The sequence below is a fragment of the Fontibacter flavus genome (assembly GCF_042432905.1).
GTDB lineage: Bacteria > Bacteroidota > Bacteroidia > Cytophagales > Cyclobacteriaceae > Fontibacter > Fontibacter flavus.
Genome location: NZ_JBHLWI010000028.1, coordinates 42,501 through 65,262 on the forward strand (window position 1 = coordinate 42,501; position 22,762 = coordinate 65,262).

Below are 22,762 nucleotides of genomic sequence, written 5' to 3' on the forward strand. Positions count from 1 at the left end.
CTTCCAAGTCCTTTCCTTTGAATTTGATAAGCGCTTTACTGGATTGTTTGAAGCATTAATAGTAAGGTTTTGTTTTTAATCAGCCTCCATCTTTGATAAAAACTGGTATAAAGTGGAAAAATTTTCTTTCTTATTTTTATATTTGTGAATAAATCACAAATAATCAAATATGATTAAGATTGAAGAATTCAGCTTCGGGAATTTTTGGTCCTTCAAAGACATGCAGACTTTAAATATGTCTGCGGCTAAGATCAAATCAAAAAACAGTCGATTAGATCTAAGTAATCTTCTTCCGGTAGACGAAGACCTGAATTTATTAAAGTCTAAGGCAATCTATGGTGCCAATGCAAGTGGAAAGAGTAATGTAATCAAAGCTTTGGTTACATTTATCAGGATTATTAAGGAGTCTGTAAAGGAAGATCAGGCCTTATCAATGATTGATGCTTTTCAACTTTCTACAGAGACAGAGCATCAACCCACCTTTTTTCAATTGGTTTTCTGGACGAAGGATATCCGTTATAGATATGGTTTTGAAGCTGATAGTGATTCCATCAAAAGTGAGTGGTTATTCTCTACGCCCAATAAGAGGGAACAGTCTTTATTCTTAAGAGAAAACGACCAAATCTTGGATATTAATCAAACCCATTTTGAGGAAGGGCAAAAAGCCATTGATTTGGCAGGGGGAGATGGTGACGGTCAGATTTTTAGAAGTAATTCTCTATTCCTTTCCTCTTTGGCATCTTTTGGCTTTGGAAAGGTTTCAAAGGTTATTGTAAATGCTATTGCTTCCATTTCAATTATCAGTGGACTTGGACACCGTGGGATGTATGGTTTGGCAGGCGAATCATTAAATGACAATGTAAAAAAGAATTTCATTTTAGATTTCCTCAAAAAGGCTGATTTAGGGATTGAAGACCTTTTGGCAATTGACCTCAAGGGAAGAGACCTTCCTGAAGAGCTCGAGGATGATGTGAAAGAAGATTTAAAGAAAGAATTAATTGTTGTTTCAAAACGTACCAAGTTCGACGAAAACCTGAAGGCTATTGGGAAAAGCGATTTTGCTTTTGGTTTCCAAGAATCAGAAGGTACCCGAAAGATGTTTGAACTGAGTCCTTTTATTTATAGAGCATTGAAAGAAGGAAATCCATTGGTCATCGATGAGTTTGATGCTAGGTTTCATCCTTTACTGACTAAGAAAATTGTGGAGCTTTTCAATTCGGATTCCAATCACGGTGCCCAATTGATTTTCACTACCCACGACACAAATTTGCTGTCCGCTGATATTTTGAGAAGAGATCAAATTGATTTTGTGGAAAAAGATAGATATGGAGCAAGTCATCTTTATACTTTAATAGAGATCAAAGGTGTGAGAAACGACGCCTCTTTTGAAAAGGATTATATCCAAGGGAAATATGGAGCGATTCCTTTCCTGGGTGATTTTACCAACATGAATGATTTTGATTATGCCGAAGAAGACAAGAGCTATCAAGGTCACTGATGAAAAAAAGGCTTGGAACAGAAAATCCAAACCCACAGAATACAAGGTAGAATCTATACCAATGAATAAGACTATTCTGATTGTCTGCGAAGGACAAACAGAGAAGCTGTATTTTGATGCCTTTCCTGTTTTAGGTGTTCGGGTAGATGCGGTAATGACCTAGAATACTGGGTGATAAATAGAGTTTAGAAGTTAATGGATTTATTTATGCTGATATCCAAAAATTAAATAAAAAATTCAGTTTATTGAGACAAAAGGCGGTATGAAAAAAGGAATATATAACCCGAACAACATTGAAAAATTCAGTTTTGTTTTAGTATTGTTGAGTGTAGTTATAGATGATTTTACCAAAGAAATGGTGGGTTCAGGCAAAGCTTTGAATTTACCCCAACAGGTTTTTAATAAACTGTTACTCAGAACTCGATCAAATTTAGAGGCCTTGATTTGTTTATTGGACGTATACAAAGAGCAGTCCTTTATATTTCATTCTATTTCACATATCTATAGGACGCTTCTTGTTGATTTTCTTAATTTTTGTTATTTGATGTCATTCTATGATCCTGAAGAGCCAGATTTCTCCTCTTTTAAGAACGAGTACGATTTCTTCAATAGGGATTATTTAAAATCCCTTTTAGAAATGGATGAAGTGGAGAGATTAATTCCTCAGGAATGCCCAATGTATGATATTGTCAATAAGAGTCAAGAAAAAAGGGAACAAAACTTAATCCAGTTGAAGACCTATTTTGCCCACTTGTATAGGAATAGCAATATAAATGGTGAAATAAAAACAGCAGAAGAGCTAAGGGTTAATTCGAAAGATAGCTTGTTTGAAAGTAAAGACGACAGGGCTAATCCAAAGATAGCTATGTTAAGTGAAAAGCGTAAGTTTCGACGTATATTGAAATCAGACTATAAGGAGTATGCGGATATATTCATCTACTATAAATATTTTACCCAGCAGTATCATTTCTCAGGGCATTCTAACTTACATGCTGGTCAAGACTCTTCGGGTGAAAATTACCATAATCTCGTTTGGTGTACATATAGGATGACGGATTTTGTTAAATTACAAATTCAAGAGATTGTGGGAGATAGGAGGTACGAAGAAAAAATTCATCAAATACAAACTCAACTGACAGATTGCCTCAAGCCAACAATTCAAGATTAAAGAAGGTTGTAAGTTCGTTTGATCCAAGTTAATCATATTTCAGTTCAGACTTATTCTGAATTAATTGCCGCCAATAACTAGGGAATACATACGTTCTATAGTGACGGCTTGCGAGTAATCCGATTGACCAAACTCCTGTCCTAAAAAATGCGAAGCCTTGCTCTGGGCAGTTGTTAAGATATTCAGAAAAAACTATGCGTTTAAAGTCCTCAAAGCTCTCTGGTAATTTAATTCCGGTTAGGCAGTAGCCTGAATCAGGTAAAGCACATTGGGTCAAGAAAAAACTTTCTGTATCAGATTCAGGAAACCAAAGTGTGAGTTCAACACCGGCAAACTCTTTTTCTATGACAAACCGGATCGTATTGTAGAGTTTCGAGTTGTCGAGAATGACAGTCCATTCTGCCAAGCAAGTTAGCAGGGATGAGGATTTATAGTCATATTCTGCTCTTTTGGAATAATTCACTTCGAGTTCGATCAGTTCTTCATGATTGTTGCTGAACAGTGGAGCTATGTTCATCAGTCGCTTTCCGTCCAATATACCTTTGATCAATCCAACTAATAGTGCTTCTATAGCCTCAATTCTATCAGACTTATGTAATAATAGAAATGTAAGATTTATTTCGATGATTTGATCATCGAGTCTTGGGTTATAGGCGATTTTGTTATTGTTAAAAATTTCGATGACTCCAGTAATACATTGAGACACTCTTATTGATAAAAGTCGGGCTAATTGTTCGTTTTTTTCTTTGAAAATTTCATAAAGAAGGAATGATTCTAATCCTATTAGTGCAAGAATTCCTAAGTGTTCATAGACGATCAAGTTATACGTAACAGGATCGATACTGTGTCGGTAAAAACCATCCTTAATTTGGCACACCGGAATGATTTTTGACAAATAGTATTCGTTGACTTGAAGTTTAAATGTCAATAGATCGATGAAAAGTAGTGACTGTTCATCTTTAAAGGGTATCTTTTTGTCAGTTAAATATTTCCATACTCTCAGAATTGTAATTTCTGAAGCTTTTATCGCCAATCTACTGTCATTTTCCTTTTTACAATATGAAAAAATAATTCCAAGTACTAGTTTGATTTTTTTTAAGTTTTTTATCCGAGTGTTTTTTTTCTTCTGATATTTAATTTTGTCTATCAACGAGTCTATCAATCTTACGTAGTCAGACAAGTCATATTCAGGGTTGTAAATATTAATAATTGTTTTTCTTAACAACACTCGAGCTTCATCTGAAAACAATCTTTCACTTATAAGTGAAGAAAAAACCATATTTACGATTGTTTCCAGTTGCCAAATTTCAAATTCGAAATTTGGATATTCCTTGGTAAAGCCAGCCCAGTTTTGTTGAATGGCCGGATCGTTGATTCCGTTATGAGCAATAATTATCTTGACTGGTAAACTTGAATGTGCTTTAGGAATGTTGTTTTTGACGAAAACCGATACAATTTCTCTCAGGGATGGCTCTAGTGATTGTTCTGTTCCATGCCAGTTTTTCCTATCCAGGTTTCCTTGCTTTACGGTGATTAAAAATACCTTCTTCTTGTTATCTTCAGGGTCCTTCCCAACTGCATATATATCCACACCGTATTGTCGCACTCCCTTTTTAGGAGGAAATGTCACTTCAAATCCTTTTTCTCGTAAAAGCTCTTCCATAAGTGAGTCGAGCTCCTTTTCTTCCTTCAAAGAAGCAATATAATCAGTCAATATTAATTTCATCTTTCCTAAGTAGTTGCATTTCTCTTCTTATAGACTCTTGGTAAACGGGGCTGAGGATTTCTCCGGAGGGAAACTCCATTTCATATGAAATCTTTCCCATATCGGAAGCTTCGTGTTTAGATACTCCCTGTCTTCTAATAGCCCAGCGATGAGCATTTACCTGAGTTTCTTTAGCAAAATTTAGAAAGCTATTTTCTCTCTTAGGTATACTGCCAAACTGCTTCTTTTCATAAAATCTTCTTAATTGTACAAGTTTAGAGTTAGGTCTGATTTCCTTTAATCCGTCTATTTGGTCTAGGCTTTTAAAATAAGCTTCATATTCCTTTAGTGTTGACTGGAAGATTGATTTAGCAAATTTATTTAGAGACTTATTTTTAAGTTCTTCTTTTATGATTTTTAAGGTGCTTCTATAGTTATATACGAGGTAATCTGAAAGTAGAAAAGTAAAATTATTAGTTAAATGATCTTCTTTCGTTTGTATCGACTTTATCAAAGACAGCAATGAATGTTGTAATGGTTTTTGACTATAAATGTAGCCTACCATTTTTCCCCCAATGTAGATCAATTCCGCTTTGCGGTAGTTTTGAAATACATCTTTCGGCATCTGAAATATTTGCTCACTCATTGATAATGCAGAGATTTGAAGGATAGCCTTGTGGATAAGGGGGTTGTCTGAGTTAAGCCAAGAGATAAAATAAGTTCTAAATAGGCTGGGATCTTTTTCTGCTATATTTCTAAATGCGTCTTTTAAAAAGTGACTTCCTCCTAGGTTACTAATCCTTGAATGCAATAGCTCATATGCAAAATTGGTGTCCTTTTCAATTACGCCCGAAAGTAGTGTTTGTTGCCATCCCGTTAGATCTTTATCTCCTACTTTAATTATAGACATTACTGTATTTTTGTACCAACACATATCTACTATTTCCTCGTTGTGGAATAGTAGATCAACTGCAGCTAGATAAATGTTAATGTCGTTCGAATTTAAAACTGATGTGACATATTCAAGTACATCTCTTGATAAATATCTGAACCTTGAGCAGAGGCGTATAAATCCTTCTGCCTTAAGTGAGCCAGAATTTCTTTTTTCAGTTATATAGGTGAAATAGTCATTTCGTTCAGTGTTTTCCTGCCTTAAAGTTGAGCCAATGGCATGTAAGATTTCATAGGTTGAATCGTCAGATACATTTTCAGCAAATAGGTCTATGTAATATTGTAGATTTTTCTCCTGCCTTGCTCGTAGCCCTTGCATAATGGCAGGTAGGAATTGTTTAGAATACTGGTTTGTCAGTATCTTTGGAATTTCATCTTCAAAGTTCTTTGTATCTTCTGTGCTATAGGTTGCCCATTCTTTGATAGATTTTCCAATTGATTGTAGAGCCATATCTCTTTCATTGTTTTTTACAATTTCGCCAATCCAATGCCCTAACTCCGCAATTTGTAATTCTGAAAAAGGTAATAGATTTGAAAGGAAAAAGATTGAAGTCCAGTCGCGAGAGTCAGAGTTATTTGAAAGTTTTCTCCAAGACATACCTCCCGTCCTTATCAAGTATGAGGAAATTGAGAATCCCAATTCTTCTCTAACCAGTACACTAGTGGTACTCATGCTGTCAACTTTCAGTAGATTATCAATCTGTTGTTTCGACTGAAATTTAATGATAGATTCTTTTAGTACTATATGGATGTACAGGTACAAAAAGATGTCTAGGTCGGTTTCTTGATCACTCGGCTCAGAAAGGAGGTTTTTTAGTTCCTTTTGGTCACATACCCAATAGTATAGGTCATTGCTTTGAACTTTACTTTTTGGCTTTATAGAATTAAAAGATTGAGATAGAATATCTGCTAGCTCACTAGAGTAATGTAGTAGGCTAATCGTATCAATTAAGGTAAAAATCCGTTGATAGTTGATATTTCTCAACATTTTCTATTTGATTTGAGAGGTTTGCTTCAAGTTCTGAATAAATATTTTGTATTCAGTTAATTGCTATTACTTTACCAAGTTAAAGCTCTCAATATAAGAAAGAAACTCCTTTGATAATTTAAAGGAAAGGTTCAACAATTACTTTTTTCATTTTTTAATATAATTAAAATCACTTCCTATTTTATCAACCTTTCCAACTTCGCCATCATCTCATCCTTCTCCTTCAACATCCGCTCATACAAAGCAATCTTCTCCTCATGGAGTTGAATAAGTTTTTCTACTGGATCAATGTTGAAAATTGCTCCTGAATTACCAATAAATGCCTCTTTATTGAAGGTGTTAGATATCACATTAACCGCCTGCTCCTCATCAAAATTCTGAATGGCCTCTACAGGAATCCGGAGGATTTCAGAAACCTGCTTTAAAATATCCTCTTCAATGATTTCCCGCTGTTCCAATAGCGATATCTTCTTCTGAGACCAATCTTCACCAAGCTCATGGGCTAGGACTTCTTGCTTGATGCCAAGCATCTCTCTAAAGCGTTTAACATTTCTGCCTTGATGAATATTCTTTTGCATGGGTTTTTTTAAAGATTGATCTGTTTTTAAAACTATACACAATTTAGCAAAAATCTGTTTATCTACCATCAGAAGTTTAGTAGGAAGTCAGGATTTTAGCTGATTTGAATAATTTATCCCCATTCAGAATACCATATTCCCGACCCATTGTTGAATTTTGAGAAGCTTTGATAGTCAAGGCAGTAGAATTTTTATTTGTTGAAATTCAATAATTCTACATGACTATTTGAATAATAAAAACAATGGAATTAAGAGAAATATTAGATCAGCAAGCGATGATAGATCCATTTGGTGAGCTAACACGGTTATTTTCTGAAGTGATGAACTTACAATCTTGGAAGAAGGAGCTTCGAAAACTGGAAGTTGGAATTCATTGCGAAAAGAAAACTTGGATGGGTAAAAAGGAAAAAAATCATCAAAAGGTAATGAGAGAATTTGAGAAAATGATTGCAGTTGCTTCTCTCTTAAGTGTGTCAATGGAGGATTTTTTTGAGGTTAAAAAATTAAAGATCAAGGATATCTTGCTTCGAGATCCAATAGAAAAAACATTTCAATGGGTTGATTTTCCCCAACACCTCATTGAAAATGAAATTAAAAATCCAATAGAAGCACTTTATCAAAGTTTCTATGCTTATGATCTTAGTGATTATATTCAATTACTAAGACAATGGTCTACAATTTCTTTATCTCAATGTTCAGTTGAAAATTTCAAATTCGGGGATTTCATTCCTGATTTTAAAAAAGAGCTTACATTTAAATCTATCTATAAAATTTTGGAATGTTGCCACCTTTTGATGGTCCGCAATGCCAAAGTATCTTCAAAAGATAAGAAAAGAAGGATCAGGTCAATTGCTAAAACTAAAGTTGAAGATGCAATAAGCTTTATTGGTTATTTTTTCTACTTCGAAGATCTATCTTTTTGGAGGGCTTTCATTGAGACTTTAAAGGTAGGATACTATGACAAAAAACCAGTTTGGCTTGGGCCTAACCCCCAAATGTTTTTATTCAGTGTCCAACAGTTTAAGGATCTTATTGCGCATTTAGAATCGCTTCATTTATATTATCAAGATTACAGTTTTGATTTCCCATCAAAACTCAGATTAAATGATTTTTGTCCTCCTGAAATTGAAGATCTAAATGCTTATCTCAGTCAATATCCAAAGCTTTTACCTTTGAATTTATCTGAAGATGAACTACTGAACCCCATAAAGACAATTAATGATCTTTTTGAAATTCAAAGGAAAGAAAATTGGATAAAATTTATTGGTGAATGTGCTATGGAATGTTTGGGTCACTTTAATGCCGCAGAATCACTTTACTCAAATAAAGTGCATGAAGACTTGATGGCTCTATTAAAGGCTATTGAGGGAAGTCATTTAATTCAGATCAGAGAATCTAAAGACAAACTTTGAAAAGATGAAAAAGGAAAATATAATTATTGAGCTGATTTTTCAAGACTTGAGATACTTTCAAGTATTGCAAACAACCGGAAGAACCACATATTTAGATTTTAGCAGATATGGTATGCTTGAGCTAATTCTTAAAGTTTGGGAAAAAGACCAAGAACTAGACGTCTACGATGTTGCAAAAACATACATGGAGTATATACGATCTGTCAAATATGAGCCATTTGCATATTTTGGTGATCATCTAAAACCAATTGCTTTGAATTGTTATGAAGCACTTGTAAAGAGAATCAAATTTCTAGATGATAATCCAGAATTCAAGTATTGTTCTGAAGCAGATATAACAAGATATTCTAAATGAAACCTTCTTCTTTCCTCCCAAATTCATTCACCTCTCCTGACCTTAAGGATCCTAGCAGACAAAAACTTTGGCAGCTGTTCAAGTCTTGGACTTTGGACAAAGAGAGTGATCATTCGGCAAACTCTGACAAGGAAATGCTACTTTTCTACGAGGACTTATTGGCACTATTGGATCAGGTATTTGATCCAGTTCCTGAACCTACTGAAAAGCTGGAGAGTGAAGATTTTTTAAATCCTCCAAGCCTCTATTTTGAGCAATTGATCACCGCCCTCAAAATCCTGATTGACCCTGAAATGATCTTTCTTTTTGAAATTCCTCTTGAAGACCATTCAGAAATCAAGTGCCGCAAAGAAGTCTATATGGTCATCAAACACCAAGAACCATCCAAAATGGAAGCCATACAGGGTTTATTGACTTTTTTTGTTTGCGACAAGCAGGAAGTTTGCATTAATCCGATCACGATCGGATTCTTGAACAAAGAACTAATGGATGGCAATATTTTCTTCCTAAGCCACTTCACTCAAGCCAATCTGATATACAAAAAAGCCAATGCCATTGAACTCCAGGAATACAGCATGCACCATTATCCCCAGATGTTAAGTCATGCCCAAAACGTAATTCAAAATGGATGGGCCACAGCAGACCTGTTTTTGAAACATGCAGAACTTGAAAACAAGGAAGGTGACTTGGGATTATCCCTTTTTTTCATACACCAGTCCATAGAACTCAGATTACGTGCTTTGGTCTTGGCTTGGGAAAGACATGAAAAGAAAACGCATGAGGTCAGGACCATGATCCGCACTTGCTTAAAGTTTATCCCTGAATTGGCAAGCATTTTTCCCCAGAATTCCGATGAGGAATGCAGACTGCTTAAGCTTCTGGAAGATGCTTATTGCAAGGCCAGGTATAAATCCTGCTTTCCTGTAAATCAGGAAGAGGCAGACGAACTGATCAAAAGGGCTGTAAAAATAAAAACAATGTGTGAATCCCATTTCCAAATCTATTTTGAAACAATCTTGACAAGGTAAATTAAAAAAGACAATTGAATAAAAAAGGGAAATTTTTGAGGTAATGTTTCTAAGATAACTAGACAAACTCTCCTGATTAATTCATTTTCTTACGTGATATTATAGCCTTTTTGAGATACTTTTTTGGTCCAAAAGTATTAGATTAACCAATGTTTAACCAATACAAATGCATTCTAAAACCATTTTTAATTCAATGCTATGATGTTGAAAGAATGATGATTGAATAAACAAAATTTTTATTAAGGCTTGATTTAAAACTATTTAATCAGTATATTAAGCTGTTTTTTAATTGTTTGACTATGGCAAAAGTTATAGACGCACTTACCAGGCATTTTCGGGGTAAAATTGGAGAATTGGTTTTTTATCAGGTAGGAGGAGAAACCTATGTTAGAAAAGCACCACCAAAACAAAGCAAAAGACAAAAACAAAATGTTTCTCAATTAAAGAAACTTTCACAGGACAAAATGGCTATGACCCAAAAATTCCTGAAAGTTCTAACCCGAGCGATTGCTTTTGGTTATCAGGAATTCAAAGTCGGCGCAAGAAGGCCCTACCACTCCTGTGTTTCCTATACCAAGGCACATTGTTTTATTCCTGAAGGAGATTCGTTTAAAATTGACCCCTCATTATTTAAAATCAGTAGGGGTTCCTTACTTCCCCCCGAAAATGCTTCAGTAGTTAAAATAGAAGGGGGAATGGAATTTCGGTGGAATGACAATTCTTGGATTTCAAGTGCCAAACCATGGGATAAGGCATTTATTGTCTTATACAATCCTACGGAACAAAAAGTCCTTTGGGAATCTGCGGGAAGTGTAAGGGAAAAAGAGAACCACTATTTTGAATTAACGGAACTACAACAACAGGAACAATGGCATGTTTATATTGCCTTTAGTCAGGATATCCCTTGGGGTAAAAGGACAATCCTTTCAGATTCTGTTTATTTGGGATTTATATAAATAGAATGGTTATTTTTTAATATGCTACATACTCTAGAATTAATGATTTAAAAAAGACTTTAGCCTTACAATGACCAATACACGCCGAACTTTAGCCAAAGCCGACTTCTGAATCGATCTGGAACCAGGTAATCATCAGTTCTATAATCAAGTCCGACTTCGTATTTGGTATCATCGTCTACATAAAAGCCCAAAGATGCGACCAATCTGTTTTCCAAATCGTCCTCTGAATCCTGGAACATATAAATGACCTCATTGGATACAGTCAGGTACTTTTCTCCCGGATCCAGATTTCTCCCTTGTAAAGGAAATTGAACTGCATATCTATATCTCGCCCTCCAAAGCATGGATTCTTCATTGAAAAAAGTTTGATCTGTTCTGATTCTGTGACCAACTCTAAAAAAATTGCCCCTTTGTAAGATAGTTACCTGCTGAATGGGTCTGTGGGTGTTTTCTCCTTCTTCTATTCTATATTGATACCCTAAATCAACCTTCACAAAGGGATTGATTCGCTTCCCAATGAATGATTGCAGGTCAGTTAAGGTATGACTGTAGGCTAATTCTCTGTTTAGCCTTTGGGCATCAAACATGCCATGTTGTGATTCGACTTTATGGGTAACGGAATAATCTTTGCCAATTTTATAACTCAATTGAGCCTCCGGGAACAATCCTGAGGTAAAAAGGTGTCTGCTCTGGGCAAATGAATTTGCAGATGCCAAAGAAAAGAGGCAAAAGATAAGAATGAAGGATATTTTTTTCATTTGCTAAAAGTCTAAGACATCGGTTGAACTAAGCTCAATGGCTCTTTTTTCTAGAAAATTGCCCAAGCTGTCAAAATGTCCCTCCCACATTTTATTCAGTCCATTTTCCCTCCCGAAATACTCAATTTCATATTTTTTGATCAGAGACTCTCCAACTTTGTTTTCATCAATTAAGTCTTCTAGGTCATCGCTGTTTCCCGTATATTGGATTTGTATGCGGTCAATTTTAAACCTCTGATAATTTTCGGTCAGGTAGCGGGTGAGGTTTTCCTGAATCTCTTTTTCCAAATCCTTAAACTCTATCAGTATTTCAATATTGCTGATTTCTCCATCAGGTAAAAATTCCACACTATGCCATTTTTGTTTTTTTCTGAGTTTGGCTTCATACACTTCCTTTTCTCCATCAGTTTGGAAATACCATCTTACTTTATTTATACCTTCATAAGCATCCTTTAGCCATTCTCTAGCTTTTTCCGGAACTTCACTTTTATCCACACCTTGTTCTATCTCTCTTTTTTGACCATAGGAAACAGTAGAAAAGCAGAGGAGCATAAAAACTAAAATAAAACTCGATTTTCTAAGCATGTTATTGTCATTTTGCTAAAGTCCTTGTCAAGTCCCAATACGCGCCTATCTTGTTCCGTTGAGAATTATGGGTATTTTAATAAAATGGGTAGTTAAGGTACTAATTTTCCTGTTGGGCTTTTGATAATACGGATATTCCCATTGTTTGTTTCTGGAATACGTTCCTTATTTTTTTATTGAATATTTAGTTTAAATCCACTAAATTTATAAAAGCCAGAACAAGCTTTTATTGATCATATAGCCCAAGGGCAGGCCACTTTGGTCTTTGAGGTTTCAGATCCGAAAATTGGAAATGTTCACCTAAGCGGTGGCAAATTTGATAAGCAAAAACACTATGCGTACAAGTCAGGTGATCATTTTGTAAGAGGATATCACTGGGAGGATGGACAGGTAGAGGAAGAGCTTAATGTAGTCTACTTCCTTAATGGCAAGCAGGAGACCAAAGCCTTGAAACTATCCAAAGAGCAGATGCAGGATGGGAAAATCATCATTACTCTGTAAAAGCATTTTTGCCTTTCTTTCCTTTGTAAAAGAGGTAACCAAAGGCAAGGGTCGACAGGAAAAAAATCAAGGTAGTCCATTCATAAGTTCTTTTGTCGGACTTCTTTTCTTGGACAACCTGGTCTTTCTCTTCCAAAGCTCTTTTGAGAATGGCTATTTCCCTTTCCTGCTTTTGGGAGATAAATTTATAGTCGTTTTTTTCGTAAGTGATCTCTGTTTTTTCAATTTCACTGAGCATTTTTAGCTCGTCCATGATCTGATTGTCCTTTTCGATGATGCGTGCCATCCAATCATTGGTCTCAATCATGTCTTTCTTGGTTCGGTTTCCGAAGATTCCGCTTTTCTTACTTTCGGAGGCTTTCCATTCCCTGTGCATTTTATCCCGGTCACTTAACATTTTCTCCAGTTTAGCCTGAGCAAAAATGGTCATGGGAAACAAAAACAAGAAAGCAAAAACAATTCTTTTGAACATGATAATCGGTGTTTGAATACGCTTTTTAACGTTCAAATAATATGCCGAACAGGTTAGGAAACCTATTTTAGCGGAATTTTTTACCTGCTTTGCGTTTGAAAGCGCCTTGTCGACGCTTATTGTTGGTATAAAAATTATAAAGAAAATTGACCGCAAAGACAGTTATAGTCAAGGGGATAAACAAGTCCGGCAGCATGGTTTTGATGCCCAACAAAATCAATAAAGTGGCGATAATTCCAACTTTAAAAGAGGTATGGCTTTCAGGGTAAACCCTTCCTATCAAATATAAACTGAGTGATTCTATGACCACCATGCTGACGATGAGGTAAGTCAACATGGATTTCATGGTAGTGTCGTTGGACCATACTACCCAGGCCAATCCGGCGGCTACCAATATCAGACTTGCGGCCTGTGCCGAAGTATTCAATCGCTCTCTCATAGATGTATTTCAGGGTTAACAGTGGAATAAGATATGTATTTTATGCGTAACATCAAAAATGCTATTTCTTAAATTATCCTTGAAACCACTTCACTTTTGAAATGTGAAAAAATAGTACCAAGTACGATGTGCCAAGCAGGGAAGTGATCCTCATACTTAGTACATTGTACTTGGTACTTGGTACAATAAAAATTACAACTTCCTCTTAATAAAATCTGTCATCAAGCTGTACAGGTGCCAGGTCGTATTTCCCCCGTAAATGCCATGGTTTCTGTTAGGGTAATACATGGTCTCAAACTGCTTGTCCGCCTTAACCAAAGCATCTACCAAGTCCACTGCATTTTGGAAATGCACATTGTCATCTCCGGTTCCATGGATCAATAGATAGTTGCCCTTTAGTTTGTTGACATGCGTGATAGGACTGTTGTCATCATAACCGGCAGCATTGAGCTGTGGTGTCTGAAGGTAACGTTCTGTGTAGATGGTGTCATAGTATCTCCAGGTAGTGACCGGCGCTACCGCAATGGCTGCTTTGAATACATCATGACCTATCATCAATGCCAATGAGGACATATAGCCACCGTAAGACCAGCCCCAGATACCGATTCTGGATTTGTCTACAAAAGGTAGGTTCCCTAAATATTTGGCACCGGCAATCTGGTCTTCTGTTTCAAATTTGCCCAAGTTGGCATAAGTCACATGTTTGAAATCACGGCCTCTTGCCCCTGTACCTCTATTGTCCACACAGACCACAATATAGCCTTCAGCGGCTAGATGTTGGTGCCAGAAATCCCTTGTTCCTCCCCATGAATTGGTCACGTTTTGGGAGCCAGGTCCACCATATACATACATCAAGACAGGATATTTTTTGCTTTCATCAAAATCAGCCGGTTTGATCATATAGCCATTTAGCGAAGTGCCATCAACAGTATTGAAATTGAAGAATTCTTTTTGGGAAAGGGCAAAATTGGAGAGTTTACCTTTGAGTTCTTCATTGTCTTCCAAAACCTTGACCACCTTGCCGGTTGATTCATTTAAGGTTACTCTCAAAGGACTGTTGGCGGTGGAATGGTTGGCAATGAAATACTTGAAATCCTTGCTCATATTGACAGAAGTACTGCCTTTTCCGGAGTAAGCACTTTCTTGTTTTTACCATCCATATTGATCACATAGAGGTTTCTTTCCAAAGGAGATGCCTCAGTGGAGATGAAATAGATTTTTTTACCTTTTTCATCAATGCCTACCAAATTGGTCACTTCCCAATTGCCGGAAGTAATCTGACGGATCAGTTTGCCCTGATTGTCATGGTGGTAGATATGCTTGAATCCATCCTGCTCAGATGTACGGATAAACCCCTTGTTCCCTTCCAAAAACCTCAGGTCATCATTGTAGTCCAGGTCCACATAGGTGTTTGATTTTTCCTGAAGGATCAGTTTGGTTTCACCGTTTTGGGTATTGGCATAAAACAGGTCAAGTTGATTTTGTAGCCTGTTGAGCCTCAAAAACGCCAAAGTATTCACATCTCCAGTCCAGTAGATTCTTGGCAAATAGATGTCCTTTTCTTCTCCAGCATCTACTTTTACCGTGTTTTTCGATGCAAGGTCATAAATATGGATGCTTACTTCAGCATTCTTTTCACCTGCTTTTGGGTATTTGAATTTGTAGTCTTCAGGATAAAGTTTACCCCAGGTCTGCATGTTGAATTCCGGAACGTCCGTCTCATCAAATCGGATAAAGGCAATTTTTTTTCCGTCAGGTGACCAATCAAAAGCTTTGGACATAGAGAACTCCTCCTCATACACCCAGTCTGCAGTACCATTGATGATATGGTTCCATTTGCCATCAGAGGTAATCTGGGTTACCTGATTGGAGCTCAGTTCTACCATGTAGAGGTTGTTGTCTTTGACAAAAGCTACCTTATCATTGTCAGGAGAAAGGGTGGCGTACATGATCTTTTCTCCGTTCATAAGTTTTTGTGCGGTACCTGTTTGCAGGTCCACCACATGATAGACTCCTTTGCTGGATCTTCTGTAGATGCTTTCTACTTCGGAAGCGATCAAAGCTTTGGTCTCTTCCGGATTGAATGAGTAGCTGGAGAAATTAATGCCCAGTTTACCGCCATCAATCAGAACATCGGTTTCTTCTCCTGTAGCCACATTGATTTTGACTACCCTTGGGCCTGAGAGGCCCCTTTGGAGGGAGGAGTAATACTGTCCGTCTTTCATCCAGTTGATGCCATAGACTGACTTTTGGGCAAAGGTGTTGTTTTTGAATACGTCTTCAAGAGAGATAGCTTTCTTGTCTTGGGCGAATGCATTCCCTCCAAAAAGCAACATCAGTAGTAATACTGTGAGTGATTTATATTGAATCATATACTTGAGTTTATTTCCTGTGCTAAGATAAGTAAAATGGTCTTATGGAAAAGTTTACTAATGATAAATGGAATTGAAAAGGAAAGGAGATATTTTCCTTCACTTTCCATGAAATTATTTTAAAATTTCGGTAATTCGGGTATTCAACCCCTTGTTGTTATGATGAAAAAAATAGCCTTGGTAACCGGAGGATTTACAGGTGAATCCGTTATATCCCTCAAAAGTGCGGCAGTCGTGGAAAAGACCATTGACAGGAGTAAATATGATGTTTTCAAAATCCTGATCTATCCTGGAAATTGGTATCATGAAACTGCCGATGGGGAGAGGATACCAGTTGACCTTAATGATTTTTCCATTCAGATAAAAGGAAAGAAAATCAAATTTGACGGGGTGTTCAATATCCTTCACGGTTCCCCTGGTGAGGATGGAAAGTTGGCCGGATATTTTGATATGGTCGGATTGCCCTACACGACCTGTGATGCCCTCACTTCATCCATTACCATGAACAAAGGATATACCAAGGCTATTGTGCAGGATATTCCGGAGCTTTTTGTGGCCAGGTCGATTCAGCTGTTTGAAAATATTGAAGAAAATAAAGACAGGATTCTTCATGACCTAAGGCTTCCACTTTTCGTCAAACCTAATAATGGGGGGTCGAGTATTGGCATGAGTAAAGTCAAAGACCCCAAGGAGCTTCAAGAAGCATTGGACAAGGCTTTTGCTGAAGACAGCCAGGTCCTCGTGGAGGAATTTGTTTCAGGCAGGGAATTTTCTATTGGTGTGTACCATGCAAAAGGAGAAACCACTGTACTCCCTGCCACAGAGATTGTCAGCAGTAAGGAGTTTTTTGATTTTGAGGCGAAATATTCTCCAGGTGTGACAGAAGAAATCACTCCAGGAAGAATGAGTCAGGAAGAGGTCGAGAGAGTCAACAGGATTATTGAGCAGGTATATCAGAAATTAAACTGCAAGGGAGCAGTCAGGATAGATTACTTCCTGGAACATGATACCGGTAAATTTTATTTTATTGAAATCAACACGGTTCCCGGTCAAACAGAAACTAGCCTGATCTCCCAGCAGGTCCGTGCCATCGGTATGGATGTCAAAGATTTCTACACGGACCTGATAGAAGAGATGTTTACCTAAGCCGGAGGCTATTGCTGACTACTGAGACAGAGCTGAGGGCCATAGCTGCTCCAGCCAGCATGGGATTCAGTAGGAATCCAAAAGCAGGATACAAAACACCTGCTGCTATTGGAATGCCGATGATATTGTATATAAATGCCCAAAACAGGTTTTGACGGATGATCCTCACGGTTTTTTTGGTCAAGTTAAGTGTTTTGGGTATTTGTTTTAAATCTGAATGCACCAAGGTGATTTCTGCCACTTCCATGGCAATGTCTGACCCTTTCCCCATGGCGATACTTAAATCTGCCAGACTTAATGCTTCACTGTCATTGATGCCATCGCCTGCCATGGCCACTGTTTTACCTTCTGATTTGAGCTTTTTGACAAATTCTGCTTTTTCATGGGGCATGACACTTGCCTGATAACCATCCACCTGTGTTTCTTTGGCCACTTTTGCTGCCGCAATCTCGTGGTCTCCTGTCAACATATAGACTTTTATGCCCATATTTTTGAGGGTTTTGATGGCTTCCACTGAAGACGCTTTGATCGGATCGGAAATTTCGAAATAGGCGATAAGTTCACTTTCCTTCGCGGCATAGACCACTGAGGAACCTTTTGACATCAGTTGTTGTGATGATTGGATAGCAGCCTCATCTGTTTTTTGAAGAAATGCCGAAAGCCAGCTCAATGTTCCGATTCTATAGGTGGAACCATCTGCCTTTGCGGAGACACCTTTGCCGGGCTCGTTTTTGAAATCCGTAATTTCTATAGTTGTGTTTTCATCTTCAAAATAATTGGAAATAGCCTTTGCTAGTGGATGTTCTGATTTTGATTCAATAGCCTTTAAAATTGCTGCATCGGTTTCGCTCCAAGATCCTACAAATTGTACACTCGTCACTTCCGGGCTTCCCTGAGTGATGGTGCCGGTTTTGTCCATTACAAGGGCATCAATTTTTTTACCCTTTTCCAGACTTTCTGCATTTTTGATCAGGATGCCCATTTCTGCTCCTTTACCCATGGCAGCCATGATGGCAGTAGGCGTTGCCAGTCCCAGTGCACAGGGGCAGGCGATGACCAGTACCGTAATCATGGCCAACATGCCTCTAAGCCAAGCGTCTTCCACGCCACTGAAGCCCCAAATAAAGAAGGTCAGTATGCCAATGATCAGGACCGAAGGGACAAAAATAGCGGCAACTTTATCCACCGTTTTTTGGATTGGGGCTTTTGAACCCTGGGCAGACTTTACCCTTTCAATGATTTGGGAAAGCAGGGTTTGGTTGCCAACCTGCTCTGCTCTAAAATTGAAGCTACCTTCCTGATTGATGGTACCGGCAAATACCTTGTTGCCTTTGGTTTTCAACACAGGAATAGGTTCCCCTGTGAGCATGCTTTCATTGACATAGGAATTGCCTTCCAAAACTTCTCCGTCCAAAGGGATCTTTTGGCCGGGCTTGACCAAGATAATTTCTCCTTTTTGAACCTCACTTGTCTTTTTAAGAATGGTATTGCCCTCTTCCAATACAGTGAGTTCTTGAGGCTGAAGACCCATCAGTTTTTTAAGTGCTGCACTTGTGCCTGCTTTGGCACTGGATTCTAGGGTCTTGCCCAATAGGATAAAAAATATGATGACAGCAGCTGCTTCAAAATACACATGTGCATCCAAGCCTCTGTTCGTTAGGAACTCAGGAAAGAAAGTATTGAAAGTGCTATAGGCATAGGCAATTCCTGTACTCAGTGCTACTAAAGTGTCCATGTTTGCTTGGAAATTTTTGGCCAGTTTCCAGGCTTGGGTGAAAAACTGAGCACCAAATACAAATAGAATGGGTGTGGTCAATGCCCACATGATGTAATTGCCATAAGGCAAATGCATCCAGAACATCCCGATCAAAAAGACAGGCAGGGCCAGGATCCCCGCATACAGGGTTTTCCTTTTTAATTGACTGTAGGCCTCTGCCTGCATTTTTTCCAAAACCTCCGCTTGAATATCTTCAATCAGCAGGTCATAGCCATTGGATTTTACTGTTTGCTGCATTTTTTCAAGGGTGATGCTCCCTTCTTCCCATTCCACGATAGCCGCATGGTTGGCATAGTTGACCGCTGCGGATTTTACCCCTGGGCTATTGGCCAGGGCTTTTTCCACAGCCACCGCACAGGCTGCACAGCTCATGCCCAATACCGGTATTTCTTTTTTGATGTTTGCCATAGTTTTAAATTTTCAATTACCAATTACCAATTACTAATAACTAATAACCAATTTTCAAAATCCAACCTCCAAAAATCAAAATTCTGAAATCGGACTTAGATTTACCTTAATGTTTCAAATTTAACCCAAACCAGATCCATCACGCTTATATAATTTTTGAAATAATTAAACCTTCCATCAACCATTCTTGTAATTAGAGAAATTATACGAACTTTATGATTTGTTGGGAAGTTTAATTCCTTTGTACCTTCAACTTGCACATTGAACCCTGAATTCCATGATTAAATCAACCGTAGAGCCTGAGTGTACCGGACAGTTTTCCCCTCTATTTTTAGACTATCTGAAGCAAAAGCCCGAGTTAAGAAAATTTTATAACCAGTTTCCGACTGTTGAAAACTTCAAGTCTCTCATTGAGGGTAAGGAATTTTCTTTGGAGAAGAGAGAAACTTTAGCGCGGGTATTGGAAAGTCAATATAAAAATGCGGGAATGACTATCCCTGAGCATACCAAGGCACAGATTCAGGCCTTGAAACAGGCTAATACCTTTACGGTGACAACAGGGCATCAGCTGAACCTATTTACCGGACCTCTTTATTTTATCTATAAAATCGTTTCTACCATCAATCTGGCAGAAAGATTGAAAGTCGCTTATCCCGAACACCATTTTATTCCGGTGTACTGGATAGCCACGGAAGACCATGATTTTGATGAAATCAATTATTTCAAGTTAGACGGTAAGAAGTATCAGTGGCAGACTGATCAAACCGGGCCTGTAGGAGCATTTAAATTGGATGAAAGTTTTAAAGGCTTTTTCAAAGAGGTAGCACATTTCGTTCCTGACTTTTTTAAAGAGGCTTATTTGGGTTCTGAGACACTGGCTGAGGCAGGAAGAAAATATGTCCACCATCTTTTTGGTGATAAGGGCTTACTGATCGTAGATGGTAATGATCAGGAACTGAAGAGGATGTTTTTGCCTGTGATCAAAGAGGATTTGATTGGGCATAGACCGCATGACCTGGCGAATAGGACCACCGCCGAATTGGAAGAGATGGGATATAAAAGCCAGATTTATCCAAGAGAAATCAATTTCTTTTACATGAAGGATGGGTTAAGGGAAAGGATTGAAAAATCCGGCGGAACTTTCTATGTGCTCAATTCTGACATTTTATTTACTGAGGCAGAGATCATGCATTTGGTAGAGCAGCATCCGGAGAGGTTCAGCCCAAATGTAGTTTTGAGACCACTATATGAGGAGACGATTCTACCCAATTTGGCTTACTTGGGTGGGCCGGCTGAAGTCGCCTATTGGTTGCAACTCAAGCCTATTTTTGATTATTTTGGAGAACAGTTTCCTGCTCTGATGCCGAGAAACTTCGCTTTGGTCCTGGATGTGGTCGTGCAGCGCAAAATAGATAAATTGGGTTTGACAGATTATGACCTTTTCCAGTCCTTTGATGAGTGGAAGAAGGCATTTGTAAGCCAACATGCTTCTATGGACATTACTTTGCAACAAGAAAAAGTGGCATTATCTGAAATATTTCAGGCTTCTGGTAAAAATGCTTCAGGTTTGGATAAGAGTTTGGGAAATGCATTTGAAGCGGCAAGGGTAAGGGCAGGAAAGATCATGGATCAACTGGCTACCAAAGTGAGGAAAGCAGAAGAAAGAAGGCAAGGTGATCAACTCCGGCAAAGAGAAGAAATTCAAGTTTATCTGTATCCGGGAGGAAGTCCTCAGGAACGGATTGAGAATTTTATGAAGTTTTACCTTTCAGATCCGGATTTTGTAGAATCTCTATTTGGCTTCTTTGATCCTTTTGACTTTAACTTTATCATTATGAAAAAGGAAAATGGATAAGGGGGCGATCAGAAATCTGTACATTAGGAAAAGAAGGGAATTGAAGAGAGAGGATATTCGCCGGTATTCTGAACAGATAACGGAATATTTGCTGGAATTCCTTCATGAAAATCCGCATCTCAAGCACATCCATCTTTTTTTACCCATTGACAGGTTCCATGAAGTGGATACTTATCCTTTGTTCTATAAGCTCCAAGTGCAGGGTTTTCATATTTACACTTCAGCAGTCAATAAGGAGAAAGATAACCTGGATACCTTGGATATAACTGATATCAGGGAATTCAAGAGCGATTCTTGGGGAATCCCTGTTCCGGTTGGTGCAAATCCCGGAAAACCTGAGTCCATACAAGTGGTATTGATTCCATTGCTGGCCTATGATTTGAGGGGTTTCAGAATTGGTTATGGCAAAGGTTATTACGATAAATATCTCTCCAGTCTGAGCCAGGAAGTCCTAAAGATTGGAATCAGCTTTTTTTCGCCTATGGACGAGTTGCCAAAAGAAAATCACGATGTTCCTCTGGACCTTTGTGTTACGCCAGAAGGCAGGTTGAGTTTTTAAAGAAATATAAAAAATATTTGATTTTAGCGTAATTTGGCACGGTTTTAACTTATGTTAACATATCCAAATACTATTTATGATGAAAAAAGCAGTCTTTTTATTATTACTCTTTGCAGGAGTAGGTTTAACAAATCAGAGCTTTGCCCAATATACGACCGGTATAGGTTTGAGGGCAGGTGTGACGAATGGATTGACCGTAAAGCATTTTATTGGTCAAGAAGCCGCACTTGAGGGGATTTTGCATGCCCGATGGGGAGGTATCATGGTCACTGGTCTTTATGAAGTTCATAAGGATATCCGTGATGTGAGAGGTTTGTCCTGGTTCTTCGGTGGCGGAGCCCATTTGGGAACCTGGAATTCCGGAAGCAGGAACAGGCCACCATGGGCTGATCCTAATGAAAGCTATTCTGTCTTCGGTCTTGACGGTATCATAGGCTTGGATTATGCTTTCCAGGATGCCCCGATCAACCTGAGTTTGGACTGGAAGCCGGCAATTAACTTAGGTTATTATAACTATGGATGGGATGAAGTAGCACTGTCCATTAGGTTTGTTTTTTAAAGGCAAGACCTATATCTGATCATAAGAGGCTAACCATTGATTTGGTTAGCCTTTTTTGTTTAAAGTGTCCATTGTCTGGATTTCAGAATAATATTTTGTTGTACGATATGGGTTATTTGACTTTTTCGAGTAATCTAGTGATTGGTTATGAAACCTTTAATGCCAAATACCATGAAGAAATGACCGTCATTTTTCGGATTTTGAAGGCAATAATTTGAATTTTTCAATAATAATGGTTTCAGAAGGGAATTTTGAGTCTGTAATTAAGATAGTATTAAAATTTTTTATAATAAATATTCATGTTGTTTTGATTTATCCTATGTCTGACAGGTCTAGGTATTATATATTTAAAAAATAAGCATTAAAATTATCGAAATAATAATTATGAATCTGTTTGATAGAGAAACATGTAAAAAAATAAGAAAAAAATTACATTAATAATAAAATCATAAAAACTCAAGAATGCAAAATTATATTCTGTGCATTGTGCTTAAGATAGGGTGATTTTTCTGATATGTTTTGAATTGATATACATTACCAAATAATCACTTTTTGCAACCGTTTAAATCGAAATTTTTCCGTTTAATTCTCAGTTCAATAAGTTATTATACAATTCCGATAAAAGATATTGTGATAATAAGATTTAATTTGTTAAAATTGGTTAAAATTTAAATATTTTGTGAATATTA

Annotated in this window: 19 protein-coding genes and 1 pseudogene; 11 read left to right on the forward strand and 9 right to left on the reverse strand. The window is 37.6% G+C overall.

Annotated elements, in window-relative coordinates; all coding sequences use genetic code 11:
- Positions 1–169: 169 nt before the first annotated feature.
- Entirely contained in the window at positions 170–1,498 is a 1,329-nt protein-coding gene (locus ACFFIP_RS09925) for an AAA family ATPase (protein ID WP_382387463.1), read from the forward strand.
- 262 nt (positions 1,499–1,760) lie between these two features.
- A complete protein-coding gene (locus tag ACFFIP_RS09930; RefSeq protein WP_382387464.1) occupies positions 1,761–2,666 on the forward strand; it encodes a hypothetical protein in 906 nt (301 codons plus the stop codon).
- 28 nt (positions 2,667–2,694) lie between these two features.
- Here the strand turns inward: ACFFIP_RS09930 and ACFFIP_RS09935 are convergent, their stop codons facing one another.
- The 3 genes from ACFFIP_RS09935 to ACFFIP_RS09945 form a co-directional block, all read right to left on the reverse strand.
- Positions 2,695–4,392, reverse strand: a complete 1,698-nt coding sequence (locus ACFFIP_RS09935; protein WP_382387465.1) for a hypothetical protein — start codon at positions 4,390–4,392, stop codon at positions 2,695–2,697.
- Complete coding sequence (locus tag ACFFIP_RS09940; RefSeq protein ID WP_382387466.1) at positions 4,373–6,310, reverse strand: hypothetical protein; 1,938 nt, start codon at positions 6,308–6,310, stop codon at positions 4,373–4,375. The genes ACFFIP_RS09935 and ACFFIP_RS09940 overlap by 20 nt, the downstream gene beginning before the upstream one ends.
- Positions 6,311–6,486: 176 nt before the next feature.
- Complete coding sequence (locus ACFFIP_RS09945) at positions 6,487–6,888, reverse strand: helix-turn-helix domain-containing protein (protein ID WP_382387467.1); 402 nt, start codon at positions 6,886–6,888, stop codon at positions 6,487–6,489.
- 242 nt (positions 6,889–7,130) lie between these two features.
- Here ACFFIP_RS09945 and ACFFIP_RS09950 point away from each other — a divergent pair, with 242 nt between their 5' ends.
- From ACFFIP_RS09950 to ACFFIP_RS09965, 4 genes are all read left to right on the forward strand, one after another.
- Positions 7,131–8,300 carry a hypothetical protein gene (locus tag ACFFIP_RS09950; RefSeq protein ID WP_382387468.1) on the forward strand — a complete coding sequence of 390 codons (1,170 nt, stop codon included), beginning with the start codon at positions 7,131–7,133 and terminating at the stop codon, positions 8,298–8,300.
- 4 nt (positions 8,301–8,304) lie between these two features.
- Positions 8,305–8,655: a hypothetical protein gene (locus ACFFIP_RS09955; protein WP_382387469.1), complete on the forward strand. Its 351-nt coding sequence runs from the start codon at positions 8,305–8,307 to the stop codon at positions 8,653–8,655.
- Positions 8,652–9,683, forward strand: coding sequence for a HEPN domain-containing protein (locus ACFFIP_RS09960; RefSeq protein ID WP_382387470.1), 1,032 nt, complete (start codon positions 8,652–8,654; stop codon positions 9,681–9,683). Before ACFFIP_RS09955 ends, ACFFIP_RS09960 begins: the two co-directional genes overlap by 4 nt.
- Positions 9,684–9,982: 299 nt before the next feature.
- Positions 9,983–10,639 carry a DUF6266 family protein gene (locus ACFFIP_RS09965; protein ID WP_382387471.1) on the forward strand — a complete coding sequence of 219 codons (657 nt, stop codon included), beginning with the start codon at positions 9,983–9,985 and terminating at the stop codon, positions 10,637–10,639.
- 65 nt (positions 10,640–10,704) lie between these two features.
- On the opposite strand, the gene ACFFIP_RS09970 is transcribed toward ACFFIP_RS09965, so the two are convergent.
- Positions 10,705–11,400 carry a DUF2490 domain-containing protein gene (locus ACFFIP_RS09970; protein WP_382387472.1) on the reverse strand — a complete coding sequence of 232 codons (696 nt, stop codon included), beginning with the start codon at positions 11,398–11,400 and terminating at the stop codon, positions 10,705–10,707.
- A 3-nt stretch (positions 11,401–11,403) separates the two neighbouring features.
- Positions 11,404–11,985: a hypothetical protein gene (locus tag ACFFIP_RS09975; RefSeq protein WP_382387473.1), complete on the reverse strand. Its 582-nt coding sequence runs from the start codon at positions 11,983–11,985 to the stop codon at positions 11,404–11,406.
- 258 nt (positions 11,986–12,243) lie between these two features.
- Here ACFFIP_RS09975 and ACFFIP_RS09980 point away from each other — a divergent pair, with 258 nt between their 5' ends.
- A complete protein-coding gene (locus ACFFIP_RS09980) occupies positions 12,244–12,486 on the forward strand; it encodes a hypothetical protein (protein WP_382387474.1) in 243 nt (80 codons plus the stop codon).
- Here ACFFIP_RS09980 and ACFFIP_RS09985 read toward each other — a convergent pair.
- The 3 genes and pseudogenes from ACFFIP_RS09985 to ACFFIP_RS09995 form a co-directional block, all read right to left on the reverse strand.
- Complete coding sequence (locus tag ACFFIP_RS09985; protein ID WP_382387475.1) at positions 12,476–12,958, reverse strand: Clp protease ClpB; 483 nt, start codon at positions 12,956–12,958, stop codon at positions 12,476–12,478. The genes ACFFIP_RS09980 and ACFFIP_RS09985 overlap by 11 nt on opposite strands.
- A gap of 67 nt (positions 12,959–13,025) precedes the next feature.
- Positions 13,026–13,397, reverse strand: coding sequence for a hypothetical protein (locus tag ACFFIP_RS09990; RefSeq protein WP_382387476.1), 372 nt, complete (start codon positions 13,395–13,397; stop codon positions 13,026–13,028).
- Positions 13,398–13,589: 192 nt separating this feature from the next.
- A pseudogene (locus ACFFIP_RS09995) lies at positions 13,590–15,733 on the reverse strand (S9 family peptidase).
- Positions 15,734–15,928: 195 nt separating this feature from the next.
- Here ACFFIP_RS09995 and ACFFIP_RS10000 point away from each other — a divergent pair.
- Entirely contained in the window at positions 15,929–16,915 is a 987-nt protein-coding gene (locus ACFFIP_RS10000) for a D-alanine--D-alanine ligase (protein ID WP_382387477.1), read from the forward strand.
- On the opposite strand, the gene ACFFIP_RS10005 is transcribed toward ACFFIP_RS10000, so the two are convergent.
- Positions 16,908–19,100 (reverse strand): heavy metal translocating P-type ATPase, encoded by a 2,193-nt coding sequence (locus ACFFIP_RS10005; RefSeq protein ID WP_382387479.1) that lies wholly within the window; start codon positions 19,098–19,100, stop codon positions 16,908–16,910. The genes ACFFIP_RS10000 and ACFFIP_RS10005 overlap by 8 nt on opposite strands.
- Positions 19,101–19,377: 277 nt before the next feature.
- On the opposite strand from ACFFIP_RS10005, the gene bshC reads away from it, so the two are divergent.
- The 3 genes from bshC (at position 19,378) to ACFFIP_RS10020 (ending at position 22,073) form a co-directional block, all read left to right on the forward strand.
- Positions 19,378–20,955: a bacillithiol biosynthesis cysteine-adding enzyme BshC gene (gene bshC / locus ACFFIP_RS10010; protein ID WP_382387480.1), complete on the forward strand. Its 1,578-nt coding sequence runs from the start codon at positions 19,378–19,380 to the stop codon at positions 20,953–20,955.
- Positions 20,948–21,514: a 5-formyltetrahydrofolate cyclo-ligase gene (locus tag ACFFIP_RS10015; RefSeq protein ID WP_382387481.1), complete on the forward strand. Its 567-nt coding sequence runs from the start codon at positions 20,948–20,950 to the stop codon at positions 21,512–21,514. The genes bshC and ACFFIP_RS10015 overlap by 8 nt, the downstream gene beginning before the upstream one ends.
- Positions 21,515–21,590: 76 nt before the next feature.
- Positions 21,591–22,073 (forward strand): hypothetical protein, encoded by a 483-nt coding sequence (locus ACFFIP_RS10020; protein WP_382387482.1) that lies wholly within the window; start codon positions 21,591–21,593, stop codon positions 22,071–22,073.
- The last annotated feature ends 689 nt before the right edge of the window (positions 22,074–22,762 follow it).

Coding starts and splice junctions, on each gene's coding strand:
- ACFFIP_RS09960 (WP_382387470.1), top strand. CDS start 8,652: ATGAAACCTTCTTCTTTCCTCCCAAATTCATTCACCTCTCCTGACCTT.
- ACFFIP_RS09950 (WP_382387468.1), top strand. CDS start 7,131: ATGGAATTAAGAGAAATATTAGATCAGCAAGCGATGATAGATCCATTT.
- ACFFIP_RS09975 (WP_382387473.1), bottom strand. CDS start 11,985: ATGCTTAGAAAATCGAGTTTTATTTTAGTTTTTATGCTCCTCTGCTTT.
- ACFFIP_RS09930 (WP_382387464.1), top strand. CDS start 1,761: ATGAAAAAAGGAATATATAACCCGAACAACATTGAAAAATTCAGTTTT.
- ACFFIP_RS09970 (WP_382387472.1), bottom strand. CDS start 11,400: ATGAAAAAAATATCCTTCATTCTTATCTTTTGCCTCTTTTCTTTGGCA.
- ACFFIP_RS10015 (WP_382387481.1), top strand. CDS start 20,948: ATGGATAAGGGGGCGATCAGAAATCTGTACATTAGGAAAAGAAGGGAA.
- ACFFIP_RS09940 (WP_382387466.1), bottom strand. CDS start 6,310: ATGTTGAGAAATATCAACTATCAACGGATTTTTACCTTAATTGATACG.
- bshC (WP_382387480.1), top strand. CDS start 19,378: ATGATTAAATCAACCGTAGAGCCTGAGTGTACCGGACAGTTTTCCCCT.
- ACFFIP_RS09955 (WP_382387469.1), top strand. CDS start 8,305: ATGAAAAAGGAAAATATAATTATTGAGCTGATTTTTCAAGACTTGAGA.
- ACFFIP_RS09985 (WP_382387475.1), bottom strand. CDS start 12,958: ATGTTCAAAAGAATTGTTTTTGCTTTCTTGTTTTTGTTTCCCATGACC.
- ACFFIP_RS10020 (WP_382387482.1), top strand. CDS start 21,591: ATGATGAAAAAAGCAGTCTTTTTATTATTACTCTTTGCAGGAGTAGGT.
- ACFFIP_RS10005 (WP_382387479.1), bottom strand. CDS start 19,100: ATGGCAAACATCAAAAAAGAAATACCGGTATTGGGCATGAGCTGTGCA.
- ACFFIP_RS09925 (WP_382387463.1), top strand. CDS start 170: ATGATTAAGATTGAAGAATTCAGCTTCGGGAATTTTTGGTCCTTCAAA.
- ACFFIP_RS09990 (WP_382387476.1), bottom strand. CDS start 13,397: ATGAGAGAGCGATTGAATACTTCGGCACAGGCCGCAAGTCTGATATTG.
- ACFFIP_RS10000 (WP_382387477.1), top strand. CDS start 15,929: ATGATGAAAAAAATAGCCTTGGTAACCGGAGGATTTACAGGTGAATCC.
- ACFFIP_RS09935 (WP_382387465.1), bottom strand. CDS start 4,392: ATGAAATTAATATTGACTGATTATATTGCTTCTTTGAAGGAAGAAAAG.
- ACFFIP_RS09945 (WP_382387467.1), bottom strand. CDS start 6,888: ATGCAAAAGAATATTCATCAAGGCAGAAATGTTAAACGCTTTAGAGAG.
- ACFFIP_RS09965 (WP_382387471.1), top strand. CDS start 9,983: ATGGCAAAAGTTATAGACGCACTTACCAGGCATTTTCGGGGTAAAATT.